Consider the following 20,649-nt stretch of genomic DNA (forward strand, 5'->3'; position numbering starts at 1 on the left):
CTATTTACACAAAAGATTTGACAGTTTCATTGATATTTCAAGAAATAATAAAAATTCTTTTACTATATTAAATCAAAGACAATTTGATATGAATACAGTTATTTCTTTTAAAAATGATATTTCAGGGCTTCTTAATATGGCACATGAAGTTGGCTTAAATTATTTCTCTTCATTTGTGTTAGATAAAAAAATAGTCGATAATTTCTCATCCTATACAAGGGAACTTTTTTCTTTTATGAATGAGATACTTATTTTATATAGTAGTAAAAATTGGAAAAGAAAGATTAGTTATAGAGAATTATTAGAATACGCGTGGTGCTAGTTAAATCTTTCTAGACAATAAGCCAAATTATAAGCTAAAATTGCAATTTCCAACCGGCTTTGAAAGCCTATCAGACTACGTGCTCGATTGTTCTCGGCATTGTAATAGGTCAGAAGCGAAAAGTCGCTTTCAATTGTTCTGCGAATAGCCATCAATTGATGATCATTGTGCTTTTTAGCTCCTGTCATATTTTTACGATATGGTGTCCAAAGTTCATAACCCATTTGTTTTAGCTGTTGATGCAGTTCTTTGCCTAAATAGCCTTCGTCGCCAAGAAGATAGTAATTAGATGGATGTGCATTTTCCATCAGTTCAACTGTCTCCTTGGCATCATGAACTGATGCTTTTGTTACGACATAATCAAGAATGTAACCGTCATCGCTAACAATGGCATGAACTTTGAAACCATAGAAGTAAATTTTCTTGGTGGCCTTATAACCAATGTTGGCATAACCGCGAAAAATTTTAGCACGATAGTTGCGAATTGGTTGGCAAACAGGTACCGGAAAGCTGTCAATGATCAAGAAATGTCCATTCAGGTCAACCTTTTTATTCATTTCTTGCCGTATCTGATAAATCAATTGCAATAGCTGACGTGAACGCCGATTAAAACGTGAGTGTGATAAACAATTGAAACATTCACAGAATCTTCTTTGTGATTCAATTCCTGTCTTAGCTTGCCAGATAAGTAAAGCCAAAATCAGACTGTCCGTAGTTTTAATTTGATCAATATTTCGCCGATGAGTAAACTCAGCCGGTGCATACAAACGATACCAGTGCCGACAAATTATCACTAAATCTTTAAAACTAACTTGTAAATGGTGGCTAAAACGCTTAAGCTTAAGGCAGTTCAATCAGATCAGACTCTTTTCTATTATTACTATTTACAAGTCGAGTCTAACAAGATTGGACTTTTTTATTAACTAAAACGATTTAACTAGCACCACGCGTATTAGAATATTTATATAGACAGATTTCTAATCCATATTCAATTGATTTATATGAAGAAGGTATTTTTACAAGCAAAAACACCTTAGATTGGACTAGTATACTTTCTATTAGACGAAGTATCACACATAGGTTGAATCCTAATATTAAGTTTACTAATTTTGATGTAACTAACCTAAATATTGTCACAAATTTTGGAATTCTTTTTTCGGAGAGAAAATTGTATCTCTATCCAGAAATGTATTTAATAGCTTTCTTTTTAGTTCAAAAGTTTCTAGAAGAACCATTATTATATGAAAAGTTTATAAATTATTTGAGTCAATCGAATGACTTAGAATATAATACGATATTAAATAAGGTATATGGAGAAACAGTGCAAGGAGCAATCAAAAAGGGTGGAAAAGCATTACTCTCTTTTTTAAGGAACTATGGTGTAGATAATGGCAATTAAAATAGCTAAACCAATAACCACATTGATGTTTATTTTTCTTGCAATAATTCGGTCATGTCAAACGCTTTTCATTGCTTGGGTAGTAAAATTACTAATTAATTTTGCTACAGGTAAAAGTAGTGGTTTACTAAATATCGTTCTTTTAAGCACTTTTGGATTGTTCTTCTTTTTACTGTTTGATCTCTTGTATGAAAAGGTATATTCCAAGTTAATATTGGAAATAAACATGAAGATAAAATCTAGGGCAGCATTATGTTTAATCTTCAATCCAGATGTTGCAAAAGATGTTGATACTTCATTTCTAACAAATGATCTTAAGCAAATTGAAATAAATAAAATCGCTTCAGAGTTGGAAATTATCACAAATATTATTCAGTTGACTTTAGCATTGATTTTTGCGTTATACAATTCTGCTTTGCTGACTATTATATTTCTTTTTGCATCTTTTATTCCAGGAATTTCACAGCGTTTATTTGGTATTCCAATTGAAAAAAGTTCAGAAAAATGGGAGCAAAAAAACAGTAATTACACAGAAATTGTAAAAGAAACACAAAATATTTCTGAGACAGCCCGGCTATATAATTCACGACAGAATATTTGGAATAGGTTTAGATCCGCAGCTTTTCGAATGGAAGAATCATTATTTAGGTTAAACTGTTTGCGTGGCTTTTCAAATGAAACAGTAGAATTACTTGCTTATGCTTTTAGCATGCTGATTCCTACTGCAGTTGGCGTGCTTTTAGTAAAAGAAAATAGTGTTACCTTAGGAACATTAATGATGATTAGTACCTTATCTAATAGTTTTGTCAATCCATCAATTTCAATTTTCTATTCGTTAAACAATATCAAGACAACCAAGCCAATGTGGGATAAGTTTACTAAGTTAAATGTAGTAACAAGTAAAAATAATCGCTTACCGTTTGGAAAATTCTCCGGGTTGACCTTGAAAAACGTATATGTTGAATTAGGAAATCATTCAATTATTAATAATCTTAGTTTAAATATTAAACAAGGTGAAAAGGTGCTATTAATGGCACCATCTGGTTGGGGTAAAACTACATTATTAAAGACTTTATTAGGCATAATTCCAATCAAAAAAGGAAAATACTTATTAAATGGTAATGATGCCGAAAAAGAAAAAAGTGAAATTCATTTATATTTTAGTTGTATTAATCAACAACCTAAATTATTAAATGATACGATTCTATATAATATAACTTTAGGAAATAAAATTTCAGATCATCAGTTAAAAAACATAGTTAATATTTCAGGGCTCGATACTCTTATTCAAGAGAAAGGTTTGAACTATATTATAGGACAAGATGGAAAGAGGTTGTCTGGAGGTCAGAAACAAAGAATTGAGATTGCCAGAGCATTGTACTTTGATCGATCAATTATTATTGCGGATGAAGCAACTTCAGCGTTGGACAATAGGCTTTCTCAGGAAATTCATGATGCATTGACTAACATTAAAGGTAAAACTATTATTGAGGTAGCACACAAGATATCTGATAATGAAAAAAAGCAGTTCGATAGAATAATCGAACTAGATAAACTGAATTAATTGGCTATATAGAGCAAAAAGGGAGTAGGTTATGCTACTCCCTTTTTTTTATGTGTGTCGGGCATGGAATTCATCTAGTTCAATGAAAGTTTGTACCACGGGTAGTTGTCACCAAGTGTAGTGAACCACAAGCTGGTAACGGTGACGTTATGAGTGAAGAAAGTGGCTAGCGAGTTTTCCGAGCCTACGTATAGAAACCTGGTCAGGCCAAATGGCGAATAAGACTGCCATTCAAGTCGAAGTCCCAAAGACAAACGTAAAGCCAAGACGGTAAACCAGGAGGCAGTGGAAAGCAAAAGATGAATGCCTTACCCCGAGAGATCTTGCGGATAGGCAAGCCGAGCAAGCTTTAATATCAGCGATCGTAAGCCTGGTCGAAAAAGGTTAATCACGAGAAGTCAGCTGAGGTCATAGTAGCGAAGAGGGTCTTGTAATGAGACTGGATGCGAAGGACCTAATGTTTGTAAGAGCATATCCCGCTATAAGCAATGTTCAGACAGTCCGAATAAGAGGATAGCCTAGCACAAAGAGAACGTAGCTCTTTGATGGTGAAAGCAATTGGGATAATTCTGAATAAATCTACAAGTAGAATGGAGATATCACGAGATGAAATTAATTGAACAGATTCTGAGTCAAAGCAATCTCAAAGAAGCGATTCGCAGAGTCAAAATCAATAAAGGCGCCCCTGGCGTGGACCGAAAGAGTGTTGATGAGCTTGATGCCTATTTTAAGAAGCATCAAACCGAAATCAAAGCCTCAATCATGGAAATGAAGTATCGCCCACAGCCAGTCAAACGGGTTTATATTCCCAAAGCCAACGGCAAGAAGCGGCCTTTAGGAATACCCACGGTCGTAGACCGGGTAATCCAACAGGCAGTAGCTCAGGTGCTGATGAAGATCTATGATCCTCATTTTAGTGAGCATAGCTATGGCTTTAGACCTAAACGCAGTGCCCATGATGCCATTGAGCAAGTCTTGGAGTACTTGGATGAAGGTTATCAATGGATAATTGATTTAGACATTGAGAAATACTTTGACACGGTCAATCATGACAAGTTAATTTCAATAGTAAGAGAACGGGTAAATGACAAAACCACCCTCCATTTGATTCGAGCCTTCCTTAAAGCTGGAGTCATGGAAGATGGTTTGGTTAAGCCTAACAAGCTTGGCGTACCACAAGGCGAACCGCTTTCGCCAATCCTGTCCAACATCTATCTAGATAAAATGGACAAGGAATTGGAACAGCGTGGCTTGCATTTTGTCCGTTACGCGGATGACTACAATATCTTTGTCAGAAGTGGAAAATCTGCCAAACGCGTGATGAACTCAATTTCATTATGGCTGGCAAGAAAGCTGTTCTTAAAAGTCAACGCAACTAAAACCAAGGTTGTCAGACCAACTAAGAGCAACTTTCTAGGCTTTAGCTTTTGGAAAGGCGGTCAGCACTGGCAAGCAAAGCCAGGAGATGACCGCAAAACCAAGCTTTATGACAAAATCAGATTGCTTTTATGTCGTAAAAGAGCAGCGGCACAGCCTTTATCGCTAATATTTACTAAAGTAAATCAAGTGATTAGAGGCTGGATCAACTACTTTGGCATTGGCACAATGAATACTTTATGGATAAATTTGGTCAATGGCTGCGGCATAAGATACGGGTGGTAATCATTAAACAATGGAAACGTCCTAGAAGAATATATACCAACTTGATGCGAATAAACAAGGCGTTAAAGTGCAACTTTAGTGATGAAGATATTAATAAAGTAGCCAATACGCGCTTAGGCTGGTATAGAAGAATCAACGGGACTATCATTAATTTCATGCTCAGCCCTAAAGTATTAGGGATCAAGAAAGCGGATCGACCAGGACTGGTCAATCCGCTGGAATACTATTTATCTCGTAGATAATTACAAATATAGCGCCGGATATGGAACCGTACGTCCGATGCAATGAGAGGGGCGAGCTTGAAAGCTCTACTCTATGCCGTCGTGTCACTTTTAATCAATTTAACGGGTAAAACATAATTCTTCTGTTTAAATTTCTGGTCTGGTTGTGCAATTCGCTCCAGGATTAAATTAACCAATAAAGTTGCGATATCGTGAATTGGTTGAGCAATTGTAGATAAATCTGAATGGTAAGTCTGAATTTGCTTAGTTCCATCAAAGCCGATTACTTTTAATTTATTAGGCACGTCAATGCCTAATTTTTTTGCTTCTTGTAGAACTAAAATTGCAGTTAAGTCATCTGTACAAACTACGCCATCAGGCCGATCACTGACCAACATATCGTGAATTTGCATGTTTTTGATATTGGAAGAATCTGAAAAAGCAACCGAACGAATATGAGGCGTAAAATGATATTTCTTAGCCTCATCTAAATAAGCGTCTAGACGTTCATCAGTAGGATTGCCTTTTTTATGTTCATTACCTAAAAAATAAATCTTTTGGCAACCAGCTTGCATTAGATCACGCACAGCTAATTGGATTCCTTGATAATTGTCGCAACTAACGATCGGAACATTATCGGACAATTTTCGGTCGAAGGAAACAATTGGCAAACCTAATTGTTGATACTCGTCAATCCCTAAATTATGAGCCCCAGCGATGATGCCATCTACCTGATTGGCTTGCAGCATCCGTAAATATTCGCGTTCCTTATTCTTATTTTGCCCTGCATTGCATAAAATTACTTTGTAATTTTGTTTAAATAAAGTAGTTTCGATATCCTGCACTAATTCTGCGAAAAAAGGATTAGTAATTTCAGGAAAAATCAAACCTACTAATTTCATTTTCTTTCCTTGTAATGAGCGGGCAATAGAATTGGGACGATAATTTAATTCCCGCATTGCGGCAAAAACTTTATCTTTAGTTTTTTGACTTAAATAGCCATGGTTGTTGATTACCCGCGAAACGGTAGTTACAGAGCAACCGGCTTTTTTTGCAACGTCGCTTAATTTTGCTGCCATAGTATCACCTGATGTTTAAAGAATTGTTTGCATTTGCCAAAGCTTGCCAGTGTAGTCAATGTCTTGAGCAAACGCAATTTTTTTGTTGGTCTGATCGGCAAAGTAGCGTCCAGTCAATACCTTTTCACCATCATTAACGAATACTTCAATTAATGAATGATCAACAAAGATATCAAGCTTGAGGTCATGATTTGGTGAAAGCGTAATAGCTCGACTTTCGCCATAATCAACTGCTACTTTTTGCCCAGCATGAGCACGATCTAATACTAATTTACCATTTTTGGTATCGAAATTGAGCTGTAAACTGTTACTTAAGTCATTATTTGCAGCTAAATGTAAAGTGCCACTTTGGTTAGCCTTAATTGTTAATTCAAGTTCAAATTGTTGGCCGGCTTGATCGCTTACTACTTGATTAGATATGCTTGCTTCGTTTTTGCGGATACTGCTTATTGCCTTAACTGGCGTTTGAATTAACTTGTCACTCTTTAGGTGGAGTTCCTTCACTTGACTCAAGCAGTTAGCCCAGTTTTCATCATCAGTAGGGTAAGTAGTGTCAGGCAAGCCAACCCAACTGACTTCGTAGGCATTACCATCTGGGGAGTTAAAGGCCTGAGTGGCATAAACATCGAACCCGTGATCCAAATTGTGTAATTTACCTGGATTAATTAACTTATGATTTTCCCAGTCAATATCATCAGCAATAACGTACATATTTGGGTAAATGTCATCATAAGCTGCTACTTTTTTGTCTAAACCCTGAGGACAGAAAATGACCACGACTTTGCCATCAACACGGACGATGTTGGGACACTCGATCATGTAGCCCATGTCTTCGTTGGTAAAGTCTAAGAAGCCCAATTCTTCCCAGTTCTTTAGATCCTGAGACTTCCAAACGTCAATGTGACCGTGTTTTTCCTTTTTATCTTGGGCACCTAAAATTGCGTAGTAAGTGTCATTTTCTTTGATAATTTGGGGATCGCGAAAATGTTCGGTGATGTGATCTGGATTCTTAAATAGGATGGTTTTGTCTGAAACTTTATTATTTTTATCCATCCAAGCACCGATTTGATAAGGAGTACGTACCCAATTTTCATCGCGGTGGTTACCGGTATACATGATGAAAAGCTTACCATCGATTTCGCGAGCAGAGCCAGAATAAGCTCCATGTGAATCAGCCATTGTGTCTGGTTCAATACCTAAGCCTAAGTTTTCCCAGTGAACCATGTCAGTTGATTTGAAGTGCCACCATGACTTTAGACCGTGAACTGCGCCGAATGGATATGATTGATAGAAGAGGTGGTAAGCACCATCAAAGTAGGAAAATCCATTAGGGTCATTAATTAAGCCAGAAATAGGATGCAAATGATAGCGCATTTGGTAAGGTGAGTTTGCGGCTTGTGCTTGCAAATGCATTAATGTATCAGCGTCCCAATCTTGATAAGATAAGTAACGTTTTTCTCTTGTCCATTCCATAAATATGCCTCCATGAAAGCGTTGTCTTTTTACATGTATTTTAAGTTAGTCTGAAAAATATGTCAAACGTTTAACAGAAAGAAAAATACTTATTAATTCATAAGTAAATAAAAGAAATAAAGAATTTTATGTCAAACGATTGACATATTTTTTGAATGCGTTATCATAATTAGTGAATTGAGAATAAAACGTTTACATAGGAGGAATCAATATGGACCACAGAAAAGTGGCTGAACGAGTAATTAAAGACGTCGGCCGTGACAATATTATTGCCGGTGCCCACTGTGCTACTCGTCTGCGTTTAGTATTAAAAGATGATTCAAAAGTCGACCAAAAAGCATTGGATAATGATCCAGATGTTAAGGGTACTTTTAAAACCAATGGTCAATATCAAGTAATTATTGGGCCAGGGGATGTTAATGACGTTTATGATGAATTCATTAAAATCACTGGTTTGAAAGAATTATCAACCGATGATTTGAAGAAGGTTGCTGCAGAAGGTAAAAAGAAGAATCCAGTAATGGATTTCATTAAACTTTTGTCTGACATCTTTGTTCCAATCATTCCAGCCTTAGTTGCTGGTGGTTTGTTGATGGCTTTGAACAACTTCTTGACTTCACCAGGTCTGTTTGGACCAAAGTCAGTTGTTCAGATGGTACCGAATGTTGCTGGTATTTCAAGTATGATTCAAGTTATGTCAGCAGCTCCGTTTATTTTTATGCCAATTCTAGTCGGAATGTCGGCAGCTAAACGGTTCGGTGCTAACCAATTCTTGGGTGCTACAATCGGAATGATTATGACGACACCTGGACTCCTTGGTGCAAATCACTTCTGGGACATTTTTGGCTTGCATGTTGCGCAAACTAACTATCAATACCAGGTTATTCCAGTTTTAGTAGCTGTTTGGGTATTGTCAATTTTGGAAAAGTACTTCCACAAGCACTTGCCATCAGCTGTTGACTTTACCTTTACGCCACTTCTTTCAATTATGATTACTGGCTTTTTGACTTTTACAATTATTGGGCCAGTCTTCAAAGGCGTATCAGATGGTATTACCAATGCTATCGTTTGGCTATATGACACTACTGGTGCCTTTGGGATGGGTGTCTTTGGTCTTACCTATTCAGCTATTGTTACTACTGGGCTTCATCAAAGTTTTCCAGCGGTTGAAACTCAGCTTTTAGCAGCCTTTGCTAAGAATCCAGCCAGCTCTGGTGACTTTATCTTTGTTACCGCATGTATGGCTAACGTAGCTCAAGGTGCCGCAACTTTCGCTGTTTACTTCTTAACTAAGAACAAGAAGATGAAGGGCTTGGCTAGTTCATCAGGTGTTTCAGCACTTCTTGGTATTACTGAACCAGCACTTTTCGGTGTTAACTTGAAGTATAAATTCCCATTCTTCTGTGCTTTAATTGGTTCAGGTGTAGCTGCTGCTTTTGCGGGCTTGATGCATGTTACTGCAGCCGCTCTTGGTTCAGCTGGTTTCTTAGGCTTCCTTTCAATTTATCCTAAGACTATTCCAATGTGGGTTGTTTCCGTATTAATTAGTTTTGCTGTTGCCTTCATCCTTACTTATGTTTATGGTAAGGGTCATTTGAAGGAAGAAGTTGCTGAACAAGATGTTCCAGTAAACGACGCAACTGATTATGCTGAAGAAACTCAAAAGGCTGAAAAGCTTGGTAAGGAACAAATGGCATTAAAGGATGAAGTTATTGCTTCACCAGTTGATGGTACTCCTGAGAGTTTAACTAAAGTTAATGATCAAGTATTCTCTGCTAAGTTAATGGGTGATGGTGCAGCCGTTATTCCAAGTGATGGTACGATCTATTCACCAGTTACTGGTACTGTGACTATTGCTTATGAAACTAAGCATGCTTATGGCATTAAGTCAAACGATGGTGCAGAAGTATTGATTCACATTGGTCTTGATACTGTAAACCTTAAGGGCGAGCACTTCGAAAGTTTCGTTAAGCAAGGTCAAAGAGTTAACAAGGGCGATAAGCTCGGCACAGTTGACTTAGATGCTGTGAAGAAGGCAGGCTATGATACTACTGTCATGGTAGTAATTACTAATACTGCCAACTATGCAAATGTTTCAAGAATTACTGATGCGGGTGACAAGCACGGCGACAAGTTGATTGCTGTTACTGCACACAATTAGTTTCTTCTACTCCTCTAGAAAAAATTAAAACAATTAGAATAAAAGACGCTAAGAAAGATTGTTTCTTGGCGTTTTTTAGTACTAAGTGTTGCACTTCAATTTTAAGTTTGAGTAAAATGTTCTCTATAAAGAAAAACAAAGTGAGGGTATGTTTTATGAAGTTAAAAAGTGGAGTTATTGGAGTATTAGTAACTGGATTAACTGTCTTTAGCATTAATCTAACTAGCTCTAAAATAAAGGCAGCGATAACAGTGCCTAATCCTAAGACAGATTATGTAGTTAAAACTACTTCTAATGTGTATAAGAGTAATGGTAAGAGGACCAGTTTTAAGACACGTGGTCAGATACAAACCGGTAATGTTCCAGTAATTGAATCACAACTATATGAAGGCAAGTTCATTAATGTGCAAGGAACTAAGACGATTAATGGTACTGCTTATTATAAGATCGGTCCTAACGCATACATTAAACAAAATAATGTTTTAAATTATGCTCAAGAAAAAGCAAAGCTTGAGGCATATCAGGCACAAGATGATGTGAATGATGATTCAGATCAGTCAACAGAATTAAGCTCTGATGATGTGAATTTTGACATAGCTTGGTATGACAATATTAATGAGGATCCATCTCCAGCGATGTTCGATGATTCAGGATATCATAATAGAGTGATTAAGAATGCTCGTAAATTATTAGGCTATTTCACTTATGGAACAGGTGCATACCGAACTAATTTTGGCAGTTGGCGTCATCCTAATAAAAACGGTTCAACTGATTGTTCAGGATTTGTGTGGATCGTAATGAAGAGAGCAGGATATCGTGTAGGAAATGCTCCATTTTTTACTCTGCCAATGGAACGAGATGCTAAAAGTACTCATGGCTATTTGAAGAAAATTTCTGCCAAGAATATTCGCCCAGGTGATATTGTGATTGTTAATACTGGCAATGGTGTTGGTCAAAACGGACATGCAGCAATTGTTGATGGCAAATATGATGGTTGGGACACGCAAATTATTGAAGAGGGCGGCAACTTAGGTGTAGATGATGTGCACCGCTCTAGTTTAGGTAGCTCACTGAGCGATAAGCTGGCCAAAGGTCGAATCACTTATGCTCGCCCCGTTAAATAGTATGCTCTATGCTATAATTTTGCTAATCAATAAAGGATAATAAGAATGAAAAAGAACAGCACGCTTAAACATGTCTGGATTATGACGGCTGTCTATTGGGTAGTAGGTATTCTAAGTATTTTCTGGGGTAAGCTTGATCATACTTTTGCGTCTCAATTAAAAGAGATCAATAATATTTACGTGTTAGTTTTAATAATTATCTTAAGCTTGCCGCTACTTTTATCGCTGTTATTGTCGGTTAAAGTAAAAATGCCACGTTTGATCTGCAATCCACTAGTTGCTGTAATTTATCTATTAGTGGTAATTGCAGCAGGTGTAGCATATAACTTACAAAATATTATTGGCTACTTCTTCCCAATCATTCTCTTCATTATTATGGCGCTAGTTGCTGTTTTCTATGCTTTGGTTAAGACTTTTAGCAGCAGAAAAAGTGGTAAATATTTTTTTATTGATGGTAAAGATAAGAAAGAATGCCATGATTTCTGGGATGCTTATAAGAAGTACTATGTAATGGGATTAACTTACGGCATTATTGATGGTTTGATTACTGTAATTAGTTAAAAAAGTTAAGAAAAATCAAAATTAGCACTCAATTGAAAAAAGTGCTAATTTTTTCTTGCTTTTTTTCACAAAACAGTTTATTATCATATTTGTAAGTTAGCACTTAGCAAATAAGAGTGCTAATGATTAATAAAGTAATAAAAAATATAATGAAGAAAATTAAACATAAGGGGGACTAAACGTGTTACAACCAATTGGTGATCGCGTGATCGTTAAAGTTAAGAAAGAAGAAGAAGAAACTGTTGGTGGCATCGTTTTAGCATCAAATGCTAAGAAGAAGCCAACTGAAGGCGAAGTTGTAGCTGTTGGTGAAGGTGCTTACGCATCAAACGGTGAAAAGATTCCAATGGCTGTTAAGAAGGGTGACGTAGTTCTTTACGATAAATACTCAGGCACTGACGTTGAATACGAAGGTGAAAAGTACTTAGTCCTTCACGAAAAAGACATTTTAGCTATTGCTAAGTAATTTAGTTAAAATTTCCAACGATAATTAAGTAAATTAAGGAGCATAGATAATCTATGGCAAAAGATATTAAATTCTCAGAAAATGCAAGACGTTCTCTTTTAAAGGGTGTTAATAAGTTAGCTGATACTGTTAAGACTACTATTGGTCCTAAGGGTAGAAACGTTGTTTTGGAACAAAGTTACGGCAACCCTGACATCACTAACGATGGTGTTACCATTGCAAAATCCATCGAGTTAAAGGACCACTACGAAAACATGGGTGCTAAACTTGTTGCTGAAGCTGCTCAAAAGACTAATGATATTGCTGGTGACGGTACTACTACCGCAACTGTTTTGACTCAAGCAATTACTAATGAAGGTATGAAGAACGTAACTGCTGGTGCTAACCCAGTTGGCATTCGTCGTGGTATTGAAAAAGCTACTGAAGCTGCTGTTAATGAATTGCACAAGATTAGCCACAAGGTTGAATCAAGAGACCAAATTGCTAACGTAGCTGCAGTTTCATCATCTTCAAAGGAAGTTGGTAACTTAATCGCTGACGCTATGGAAAAGGTTGGTCACGATGGCGTTATCACTATTGAAGATTCACGTGGTATCAATACTGAACTTTCAGTAGTTGAAGGTATGCAATTTGATCGTGGTTACTTATCACAATACATGGTAACTGACAACGATAAGATGGAAGCAGATCTTGATAATCCTTACATTTTGATCACTGACAAGAAGATCTCAAACATTCAAGATATCTTGCCACTTCTTCAAGAAATTGTTCAACAAGGTAAGTCATTATTGATCATTGCTGATGACGTTACTGGTGAAGCTCTTCCAACACTTGTATTGAACAAGATTCGTGGTACCTTCAACGTTGTAGCTGTTAAGGCTCCTGGCTTTGGTGACCGTCGTAAGGCTCAGTTACAAGATATTGCTGCTTTGACTGGTGGTACTGTGATTACTGATGACTTAGGTCTTGAATTAAAGGACACTAAGATTGATCAATTAGGTCAAGCTCGTCGTGTAACTGTAACCAAGGACTCAACTACTATTGTTGACGGTGCTGGTTCAAAGGATGCTATTCAAGAACGTGAAGATTCAATCAGAAAGCAAATTGAAGAATCAACTTCAGACTTTGACAAGAAGAAGCTTCAAGAACGTCTTGCTAAGTTAACTGGTGGTGTAGCTGTTATCCACGTAGGTGCTGCTACTGAAACCGAATTGAAGGAACGTCGTTACAGAATTGAAGACGCTTTGAACTCAACTCGTGCCGCTGTTGATGAAGGTTACGTTGCTGGTGGTGGTACTGCTTTAGTAGACGTTGAGAAGGCTATCAATGATCTTAAGGCTGATACTGCAGATGAAAATACTGGTATCCAAATCGTATTAAGAGCTTTGTCAGCACCAGTTCGTCAAATTGCTGAAAACGCAGGTAAGAATGGTGAAGTTGTTTTGAACCACTTACTCAAGCAAGAAAACGAAATTGGCTACAATGCTGCTACTGATACTTGGGAAAACATGGTAGATGCTGGTATCATTGACCCAACCAAGGTAACCAGAACCGCTTTGCAAAATGCTGCTTCAATTGCCGCTCTTCTGCTTACTACTGAAGCTGTTGTTGCAGAAATTCCTGAAGAAAAGCCAGCTAACCCAGCTCCACAAGCTGGTGCACCAGGAATGGGTATGTAATTATATATCTTAATGCTTTAGCATTTAGATATATAATTCTTGATTACGAAGTAATCAAGTTCATTTACAGTGCTTTAGCACTAAACTTATGCACAAACTCTCACTCTAGTTCAAAAACAAATATAATTAGAATGACTTCGAAGTTAAACAATCAGTTCAGCTTCGAAGTTTTTCTTTTTGTAGCGTATAATATTGTACGTAACTCTATCTAAAATACGAAATAGGAAAGAGACATAAATGACGGAAAAAACAACTCCAATGATGGAGCAATATTACGAAATTAAAAAACAATATCCTGATGCCTTTCTTTTTTATCGCGTCGGAGACTTTTACGAACTGTTTGAAGATGACGCAGTTAAAGGTGCACAGATTCTTGAATTGACTTTAACGCACCGATCAAATAGAACTAAGAATCCAATTCCAATGGCAGGTGTGCCTCATATGGCTGTGGATACTTATGTAAATACTTTAGTTGAAAAGGGTTATAAAGTAGCACTTTGTGAACAACTTGAGGATCCTAAAAAGGCCAAAGGCATGGTTAAGCGGGGAATTATTCAATTAGTGACGCCGGGAACCATGATGAATGAAGGCCCAAATGATGCTAAAGATTCAAATTACTTAACATCAGTAATTACCACTAAGAGTGGCTTTGGTTTAGCCTACAGTGATTTATCCACTGGTGAAATTTATGCTACTCATTTAAAGAGTTTCGATGCTGTTTCCAATGAGCTCTTGTCACTTCGTACTCGTGAAGTTGTGTATAACGGGTCATTATCTGAACAAAACAAAGACTTTATGCACAAGGCCAACATTACGATTTCTCGTCCTACTCCAATTGAAGATGAACATGCTGAAATTTCTTATGTTGAACAGAATTTGACTAATGGGGCTGAAAAAGAGGCTACCCGTCAGTTAGTTGGCTATTTGCTTTCAACTCAAAAGAGAAGTTTAGCGCACTTGCAGATTGCCAAAAGCTATGAAGTAAATCAATATTTGCAGATGTCACATACTGTGCAGAATAATTTGGAATTGGTTGCTTCTGCCAAAACTGGCAAAAAAATGGGTTCACTTTTCTGGGTTTTGGATAAAACACACACTGCCATGGGTGGACGCTTGCTTAAGCAGTGGCTAGCTCGTCCATTATTAAACATGGATGAAATTAACCATCGTGAAGAAATGGTGCAGGCCTTGCTTGATGGCTACTTTACACGAGAAAATGCAGTTGATGCCTTAAAGGGTGTTTACGACTTGGAACGTTTAACTGGTCGAATTGCTTTTGGTAACGTTAATGCGCGCGAATTACTACAATTATCACGTTCTTTGCAGGCCGTTCCAGTTATTTTAGATGCTTTAGAGCAATCAGATTCAGATATCTTGGTCGATTTTGCTAAAAAAATTGATCCATTAAAGGGCGTTGCCGAAATGATTACTTCCACTATCGTGAAGGATCCACCTGTGTTGACTACTGAAGGTGGCCTGATTCAAGGTGGGGTTGATCCGCAGCTTGATCGCTATCGGGATGCCATGAACAATGGAAAAAAATGGTTGGCTGAGATGGAAGCAGATGAGCGGCAAAAGACAGGTATTGATAACTTAAAGGTCGGTTATAACAAGGTCTTTGGCTATTATATTCAGGTTTCTAACGGTAACAAGTCTAAGGTGCCACTTGATCGTTATACGCGTAAACAAACTTTGACTAACGCTGAGCGTTATATCACACCGGAACTCAAGGAACATGAGAATCTAATTCTTGAGGCACAGACACGGTCAACTGACTTGGAATATGATTTATTTGTTAAGCTGCGTGAGGACGTTAAGAAGTATATCCCTGCTTTACAAAAATTAGGTGGGCAACTAGCAGCGCTGGATGTTTATTGTGGTTTTGCGACAGTAGCTGAACAAAATAATTATTGCCGGCCAACTTTTCACGCAGATAATCAAGATATTAATGTGACTAACGGCCGTCATCCAGTTGTGGAAAAAGTAATGACGGCTGGTTCATATATTCCTAACGATGTCAAAATGGATGAAGGAACCAACATTTATTTAATTACAGGTCCTAACATGTCTGGTAAGAGTACCTATATGAGACAAATGGCTTTGATTGCGATCATGGCTCAAGTAGGTTCCTTTGTGCCAGCTGATAGTGCTGATTTGCCAATTTTTGATCAAATTTTTACAAGAATCGGAGCAGCTGATGACTTAATTTCAGGTCAAAGTACCTTTATGGTAGAGATGAGTGAAGCTAATGAAGCCTTGCAGTATGCTACTAAGCGCAGTTTGGTTCTCTTTGACGAAATTGGTCGTGGTACGGCTACTTACGATGGAATGGCTTTAGCTGGTGCAATTGTTAAGTACTTACACGACAAAGTTGGTGCTAAGGCATTATTTGCTACGCACTATCATGAATTGACAGTGATGGATGAGACTCTGGATCATCTGAAAAATATTCACGTTGGTGCTACCGAAGAAAATGGCAAGTTAATCTTCTTGCATAAAATCCTACCTGGACCTGCTGATCAAAGTTACGGAATTCATGTAGCTCAATTAGCAGGTTTGCCGCGCAACGTTTTGCGAGAGGCAACTAAATTATTAAAGCGGCTTGAAGCACAAGGCAGTGAACTAGCACCAGTTTCGCAGCAATTAGATTTATTTGCAGAGCCTGTGGAAAACAGTGTTGAAGAAACTGAAACACAAAATGACAAGCCCGCAATAACTGATGCACAACAAGATATACTTGATGATATTTCTAATCTTTATTTAGCAGATAAGACACCGTTGCAGGTTATGCAAATGGTAGCTGATTGGCAAAAAGATTTAAAGGATGACGATTAATGAGCAAAATTCATGAGTTATCGGAAACTTTAACTAATCAGATTGCAGCCGGAGAAGTAATTGAGCGCCCAGCTAGCGTAGTTAAGGAATTAGTAGAAAACTCGTTAGATGCTGGTGCTACTCGAATTCGCGTTGATTTTGTAGATGCTGGTTTGAAACAGATTGTAGTTCAAGACAATGGGACGGGGATTGCACGTGATCAAGTTGATTTAGCCTTTACCCGACATGCGACAAGCAAGATTGCCAATGAACACGATTTATTTAAAGTTTCCACTTTAGGCTTCCGCGGAGAAGCATTAGCTTCGATTTCTGCTGTTAGCCATGTGGAAATTCTGACTGCAACTGAAAACGCAATTGGTATTCGAGCTAACTATAGTGGAGGCAATAAAAAAGGCCAAGAAGATGCAGCGGCTCGTAAGGGAACAAAAATTACAGTCAAGGATTTGTTCTTTAACACGCCAGCCAGATTAAAGTATTTGCGTAGTCCAAGAACTGAAATTATGAAGATTGTGGATATTATTAATCGACTTGCGTTAGGTTATCCACATGTGTCTTTCACTTTGTCAAATACTGGCAAAATTTTATTAAGAACGCCAGGAAATAATAATTTAAAGCAAACAGTTGCTAACGTGTATGGTCGTCATATCGCAGAAAAAATGGAAAAATTTGAGGCAAAAGACAGCGATTTTAAGATTACAGGTCTGATGTCTAAACCGGAATTAACACGTTCTACACGCAATTTTATTTCGATTCTCTTAAACGGCCGCTATATTAAAAATTTTCAATTAAATACTGCGATTCTGGATGGCTATGGCTCAAAATTAGCAGCGCGGCATTATCCGATTATTGTGTTAGCAATTAAAGTAGATCCTTTGTTAGTGGATGTTAACGTGCATCCCACTAAGCAGGAAGTTCGTTTATCCAAGGAAAAAGAACTGGGTCGTTTAATCACCCGTGCAATTAGTAATACACTTGTGGAAAAAGTTGAACAAATTAGCGCTTTTGCTAATTTGGAAAATAAACGTGATACGCTAGTTGATCAGCTTAGTTTTAACTTAAATCAAGATGTTGTAAATACAGCTCGTAAAAAAGAACCGGAAATTCGCGAACAAGAAAAGCCAAAATTTTTAACGATTGAATCTGATGATTCAGAAGATAATATTCAAAATGAGGCGGTAAAGCAGGATAGTGAAAAGAAATATGTTGATCTTAATCAGCCACGTGAAGATGATCAATATATCGTTACTAAGACCTGGAAACAAAATGTTGCTCTGCAGCAAGCACTAACGCCATTTCCTACAACTAGGACTAATCAGGAAGTCATTTCAAGTGGGGATGAAACTTTAGCTAATAATCTGCCTCGCTTGGTTTATGTTGGAAAGACCGATACTTATTTACTTGCCCAACATAATGGCGACCTATTTTTAATTGATCAGGTTGCTGCTAGACGAAGGTTAAAATTTGAGCAAATTTTTCACATGATAACTGCCAAAAAAGTAGTACAACAAGGTTTGTTAACACCAATTATTTTAGAATTTGGTAATCTTGATTTTATGCAAATTAAGGATCAAGTAGAACAGATTAAGCAGGTTGGAATCTATTTGGAAGATTTTGGACAAAATAGTTTTATTGTTCGTTCGTATCCAACTTGGATTCACGATAATGTCGAAGATTCAATTCGGAAGATTTTAGATGGTTATTTGAATGTGGATAAAGGAAAGGCAAAGAACCTGTTTAGCCGGATAGCAGCAATGCAAGCTAAGCGAGAAATTACTGGCAAGATTAAATTATCTGCAGCTGAAGCTGAGCAAATTTTACTTGATTTACGCAAGTGTACTGATCCATATCATGATGCAGATGGACGGATAATTTTGGTTAGAATGAGCCAAAATGAATTGAGAAAAATGTTTAAGAAGGATGAATAATGTACGAATATTTTGAAGGTGTGATTACTGTGGTTACACCAAGCTATGTTGTAGTTGATGTCGGGGGCGTTGGCTACAAGGTCTATAGTCCTACACCTTTTGCCTATACTCAAGGCCAAAAAGCTAAGGTCTTTATTGAGCAAGTGGTGCGTGATACTGGCATTACTTTATATGGTTTTCAAAGTCAAGATGATAAGGGCTTGTTCTTAAAACTACTTAGTGTTAGCGGGATTGGTCCTAAGAGTGCAATGGCAATCATGGCAGCTGAGGATAGTAATTCTTTGGCGGAAGCGATTGAACAAGGTGAAGTTAAGTACCTAACTCGTTTTCCAGGTGTGGGTAAAAAGACGGCTTCACAAATTGTGCTTGATTTAAAGGGTAAATTAGGTGATTATGTTGCTCGGCTTGATCGTCCAGACAATGGTGAGGATGTGCCGCCAGCATTAAATGATGCACTGCTTGCTTTAATTGCTTTGGGTTATACCCAAAAAGAAGTGGATCGGATCACGCCTAAACTGGAGAAAGTTGCTGCAAATACTGCAGATCAATATATTAAAAAGGGCTTAGCATTACTGCTTAAAAAGTAGATCTTGGTATAATAGAACAGATAATTATTTTTTAAGGAAGTGAAACTGGTGGCAGAAGATCAAGTAACTTCAGGTGATATTGAGAATCCTGAAGAACAACAAATGGAACTTTCTTTGCGGCCGCAAACGCTCGACCAGTACTTAGGTCAAAAGCGGGTCAAAAAAGAAATGAGCATTTATATTAAGGCGGCGCGCCAACGTGATGAAGCATTAGATCACGTTTTGCTTTATGGACCACCGGGGTTAGGAAAGACAACTTTGGCTTTCGTAATTGCTAATGAATTGGGAGTTCATTTAAAGAGTACAAGTGGTCCGGCCATTGAAAAGTCAGGCGACTTGGTGGCACTTTTGTCCGACTTAGATCCTGGGGATGTTTTGTTCATTGATGAAATTCACCGTTTAGCTAAACCAGTAGAAGAAGTACTCTACTCTGCAATGGAAGACTACTATATCGATATTGTGATTGGCGAGGGGCAGACTACTCATGCAGTTCACGTGCCGCTGCCACCATTTACTCTAATTGGGGCAACGACTTTGGCTGGGCAATTGTCAGCACCTTTGCGTGATCGCTTTGGTATCGTAGAGCACATGCAGTATTACACTATCGATGAGCTAGAACAAATTGTTTTGCGTTCAAGTGATGTTTTTCACACTTCAATTGCGCCTGAGGCGGCCCATGAATTGGCACGACGCTCGCGTGGTACACCTCGTGTTGCTAATCGCTTACTTAAGCGGGTGCGTGATTTTGCGGAAGTTAAGGGAGAAAAAACAATTTCGCTCGAGACTACTGAAGGCGCGTTAAAACAATTGCAGGTTGACGATGAGGGACTTGATCAGACAGACCGCAGATTATTGAGAACGATGATCGAAGGATATAATGGTGGTCCTGTTGGTATTCGGACTTTGGCAGCTAATGTTGGTGAAGATATGGAAACGATTGAGTCACTATATGAGCCATATTTGTTGCAGCATGGTTTTATTTTACTCACGCCGCGTGGCAGAATGGTGACGGATAAAGCATATTTACAGTTAGGATTACCAATTCCAGGTGATAAATAGTCCCATTTTCTGTATAATGGTTATAATATCTAGAAAATAATTTTAATGAGGTGGAAATTTTGAACATTTTATTTTTAGCAAATGCCGGTGCTGCAGCAAGTAGCAACTGGATGATGATCGGTTTATTTATTATTTTGATCGCTTTCACTTACTTTGGTATGATTCGTCCTCAAAAGAAGCAACAACAACAAAGAATGCAAATGATGGACAAATTGAAGAAGGGTGACGAAGTCATCTTAGTTGATGGTTTGCATGGTAAGGTTGACAAGATCAACAGTGATAAGACTATCGTGGTTGATGCAGATGGCATTTACTTAACTTTTGAAAGAATGGCTGTCCGTCGTGTGATTCCAGTTGCTGCACCAGCAACTCCTGCAGCTGAAACTAAGGCTGAAGCTCCAGCAGAAAAGCCGGAAGAAAAAGCAGACGAAACTAAAAAAGAGGATAAGTAATCATATTACTTAAGAGCGTCATTTTAGGCGCTTTTTGTTTTGCTAAAAAAATCCTTGTTGTAAAATAGAAGTGACAATTT

The 20,649-nt window shown here is 37.7% G+C and carries 16 protein-coding genes and 1 pseudogene; 14 read left to right on the forward strand and 3 right to left on the reverse strand.

Going from position 1 to position 20,649, the window contains the following annotated elements:
• Window positions 1-88: 88 nt before the first annotated feature.
• Complete coding sequence (locus tag J6L97_RS02155; protein WP_216786114.1) at window positions 89-322, forward strand: hypothetical protein; 234 nt, start codon at window positions 89-91, stop codon at window positions 320-322.
• On the opposite strand, the gene J6L97_RS02160 is transcribed toward J6L97_RS02155, so the two are convergent.
• Window positions 319-1,176, reverse strand: coding sequence for an IS982 family transposase (locus J6L97_RS02160; RefSeq protein ID WP_118992340.1), 858 nt, complete (start codon window positions 1,174-1,176; stop codon window positions 319-321). The genes J6L97_RS02155 and J6L97_RS02160 overlap by 4 nt on opposite strands.
• A 227-nt stretch (window positions 1,177-1,403) precedes the next feature.
• On the opposite strand from J6L97_RS02160, the gene J6L97_RS02165 reads away from it, so the two are divergent.
• The 3 genes and pseudogenes from J6L97_RS02165 to ltrA all read left to right on the forward strand — a co-directional run bounded on the left by J6L97_RS02165 (window position 1,404) and on the right by ltrA (window position 5,189).
• Entirely contained in the window at window positions 1,404-1,721 is a 318-nt protein-coding gene (locus J6L97_RS02165) for a hypothetical protein (protein ID WP_057726657.1), read from the forward strand.
• Window positions 1,711-3,285, forward strand: coding sequence for an ATP-binding cassette domain-containing protein (locus J6L97_RS02170; RefSeq protein WP_035443811.1), 1,575 nt, complete (start codon window positions 1,711-1,713; stop codon window positions 3,283-3,285). Before J6L97_RS02165 ends, J6L97_RS02170 begins: the two co-directional genes overlap by 11 nt.
• A gap of 606 nt (window positions 3,286-3,891) precedes the next feature.
• Window positions 3,892-5,189 (forward strand): annotated as a pseudogene (gene ltrA, locus J6L97_RS02175) (group II intron reverse transcriptase/maturase).
• Between the two features lie 71 nt (window positions 5,190-5,260).
• Here ltrA and J6L97_RS02180 read toward each other — a convergent pair.
• Both J6L97_RS02180 and J6L97_RS02185 read right to left on the reverse strand, forming a co-directional pair.
• Entirely contained in the window at window positions 5,261-6,247 is a 987-nt protein-coding gene (locus J6L97_RS02180; RefSeq protein ID WP_057726656.1) for a LacI family DNA-binding transcriptional regulator, read from the reverse strand.
• 15 nt (window positions 6,248-6,262) lie between these two features.
• Window positions 6,263-7,720, reverse strand: a complete 1,458-nt coding sequence (locus J6L97_RS02185; RefSeq protein WP_057726655.1) for a sucrose-6-phosphate hydrolase — start codon at window positions 7,718-7,720, stop codon at window positions 6,263-6,265.
• A gap of 211 nt (window positions 7,721-7,931) precedes the next feature.
• Here J6L97_RS02185 and J6L97_RS02190 point away from each other — a divergent pair, with 211 nt between their 5' ends.
• From J6L97_RS02190 to yajC, 10 genes are all read left to right on the forward strand, one after another.
• Entirely contained in the window at window positions 7,932-9,881 is a 1,950-nt protein-coding gene (locus J6L97_RS02190) for a sucrose-specific PTS transporter subunit IIBC (RefSeq protein WP_054832806.1), read from the forward strand.
• A 155-nt stretch (window positions 9,882-10,036) separates the two neighbouring features.
• Window positions 10,037-11,005, forward strand: coding sequence for an NlpC/P60 family protein (locus J6L97_RS02195; protein ID WP_005728606.1), 969 nt, complete (start codon window positions 10,037-10,039; stop codon window positions 11,003-11,005).
• A gap of 45 nt (window positions 11,006-11,050) precedes the next feature.
• Window positions 11,051-11,566, forward strand: coding sequence for a hypothetical protein (locus J6L97_RS02200; protein WP_005720562.1), 516 nt, complete (start codon window positions 11,051-11,053; stop codon window positions 11,564-11,566).
• Window positions 11,567-11,747: 181 nt separating this feature from the next.
• Window positions 11,748-12,032 carry a co-chaperone GroES gene (gene groES, locus J6L97_RS02205; RefSeq protein ID WP_005720560.1) on the forward strand — a complete coding sequence of 95 codons (285 nt, stop codon included), beginning with the start codon at window positions 11,748-11,750 and terminating at the stop codon, window positions 12,030-12,032.
• A gap of 53 nt (window positions 12,033-12,085) precedes the next feature.
• A complete protein-coding gene (gene groL, locus J6L97_RS02210) occupies window positions 12,086-13,711 on the forward strand; it encodes a chaperonin GroEL (protein WP_005720558.1) in 1,626 nt (541 codons plus the stop codon).
• Between the two features lie 258 nt (window positions 13,712-13,969).
• A complete protein-coding gene (gene mutS, locus J6L97_RS02215) occupies window positions 13,970-16,546 on the forward strand; it encodes a DNA mismatch repair protein MutS (RefSeq protein ID WP_101887311.1) in 2,577 nt (858 codons plus the stop codon).
• On the forward strand, window positions 16,546-18,471 hold the full coding sequence (mutL, locus tag J6L97_RS02220; protein WP_057726653.1) for a DNA mismatch repair endonuclease MutL: 1,926 nt from the start codon (window positions 16,546-16,548) through the stop codon (window positions 18,469-18,471). Before mutS ends, mutL begins: the two co-directional genes overlap by 1 nt.
• Window positions 18,471-19,058, forward strand: a complete 588-nt coding sequence (ruvA, locus tag J6L97_RS02225) for a Holliday junction branch migration protein RuvA (protein ID WP_013085870.1) — start codon at window positions 18,471-18,473, stop codon at window positions 19,056-19,058. Before mutL ends, ruvA begins: the two co-directional genes overlap by 1 nt.
• Before the next feature lie 39 nt (window positions 19,059-19,097).
• The gene (ruvB, locus tag J6L97_RS02230) at window positions 19,098-20,117 is read left to right on the forward strand and encodes a Holliday junction branch migration DNA helicase RuvB (protein WP_013085871.1); all 1,020 of its coding nucleotides are present in this window, start codon (window positions 19,098-19,100) and stop codon (window positions 20,115-20,117) included.
• 59 nt (window positions 20,118-20,176) lie between these two features.
• Window positions 20,177-20,569, forward strand: a complete 393-nt coding sequence (gene yajC, locus J6L97_RS02235; RefSeq protein ID WP_013085872.1) for a preprotein translocase subunit YajC — start codon at window positions 20,177-20,179, stop codon at window positions 20,567-20,569.
• The last annotated feature ends 80 nt before the right edge of the window (window positions 20,570-20,649 follow it).

It is taken from the genome of Lactobacillus crispatus, assembly GCF_018987235.1.
GTDB classification, from domain to species: domain Bacteria; phylum Bacillota; class Bacilli; order Lactobacillales; family Lactobacillaceae; genus Lactobacillus; species Lactobacillus crispatus.

Bases quoted from the DNA above. Each gene is read 5' to 3' on its own strand.
- mutL (WP_057726653.1), top strand. From the start codon at position 16,546: ATGAGCAAAATTCATGAGTTATCGGAAACTTTAACTAATCAGATTGCA.
- J6L97_RS02155 (WP_216786114.1), top strand. From the start codon at position 89: ATGAATACAGTTATTTCTTTTAAAAATGATATTTCAGGGCTTCTTAAT.
- J6L97_RS02180 (WP_057726656.1), bottom strand. From the start codon at position 6,247: ATGGCAGCAAAATTAAGCGACGTTGCAAAAAAAGCCGGTTGCTCTGTA.
- ruvA (WP_013085870.1), top strand. From the start codon at position 18,471: ATGTACGAATATTTTGAAGGTGTGATTACTGTGGTTACACCAAGCTAT.
- J6L97_RS02200 (WP_005720562.1), top strand. From the start codon at position 11,051: ATGAAAAAGAACAGCACGCTTAAACATGTCTGGATTATGACGGCTGTC.
- J6L97_RS02195 (WP_005728606.1), top strand. From the start codon at position 10,037: ATGAAGTTAAAAAGTGGAGTTATTGGAGTATTAGTAACTGGATTAACT.
- J6L97_RS02190 (WP_054832806.1), top strand. From the start codon at position 7,932: ATGGACCACAGAAAAGTGGCTGAACGAGTAATTAAAGACGTCGGCCGT.
- J6L97_RS02185 (WP_057726655.1), bottom strand. From the start codon at position 7,720: ATGGAATGGACAAGAGAAAAACGTTACTTATCTTATCAAGATTGGGAC.
- groL (WP_005720558.1), top strand. From the start codon at position 12,086: ATGGCAAAAGATATTAAATTCTCAGAAAATGCAAGACGTTCTCTTTTA.
- mutS (WP_101887311.1), top strand. From the start codon at position 13,970: ATGATGGAGCAATATTACGAAATTAAAAAACAATATCCTGATGCCTTT.
- J6L97_RS02170 (WP_035443811.1), top strand. From the start codon at position 1,711: ATGGCAATTAAAATAGCTAAACCAATAACCACATTGATGTTTATTTTT.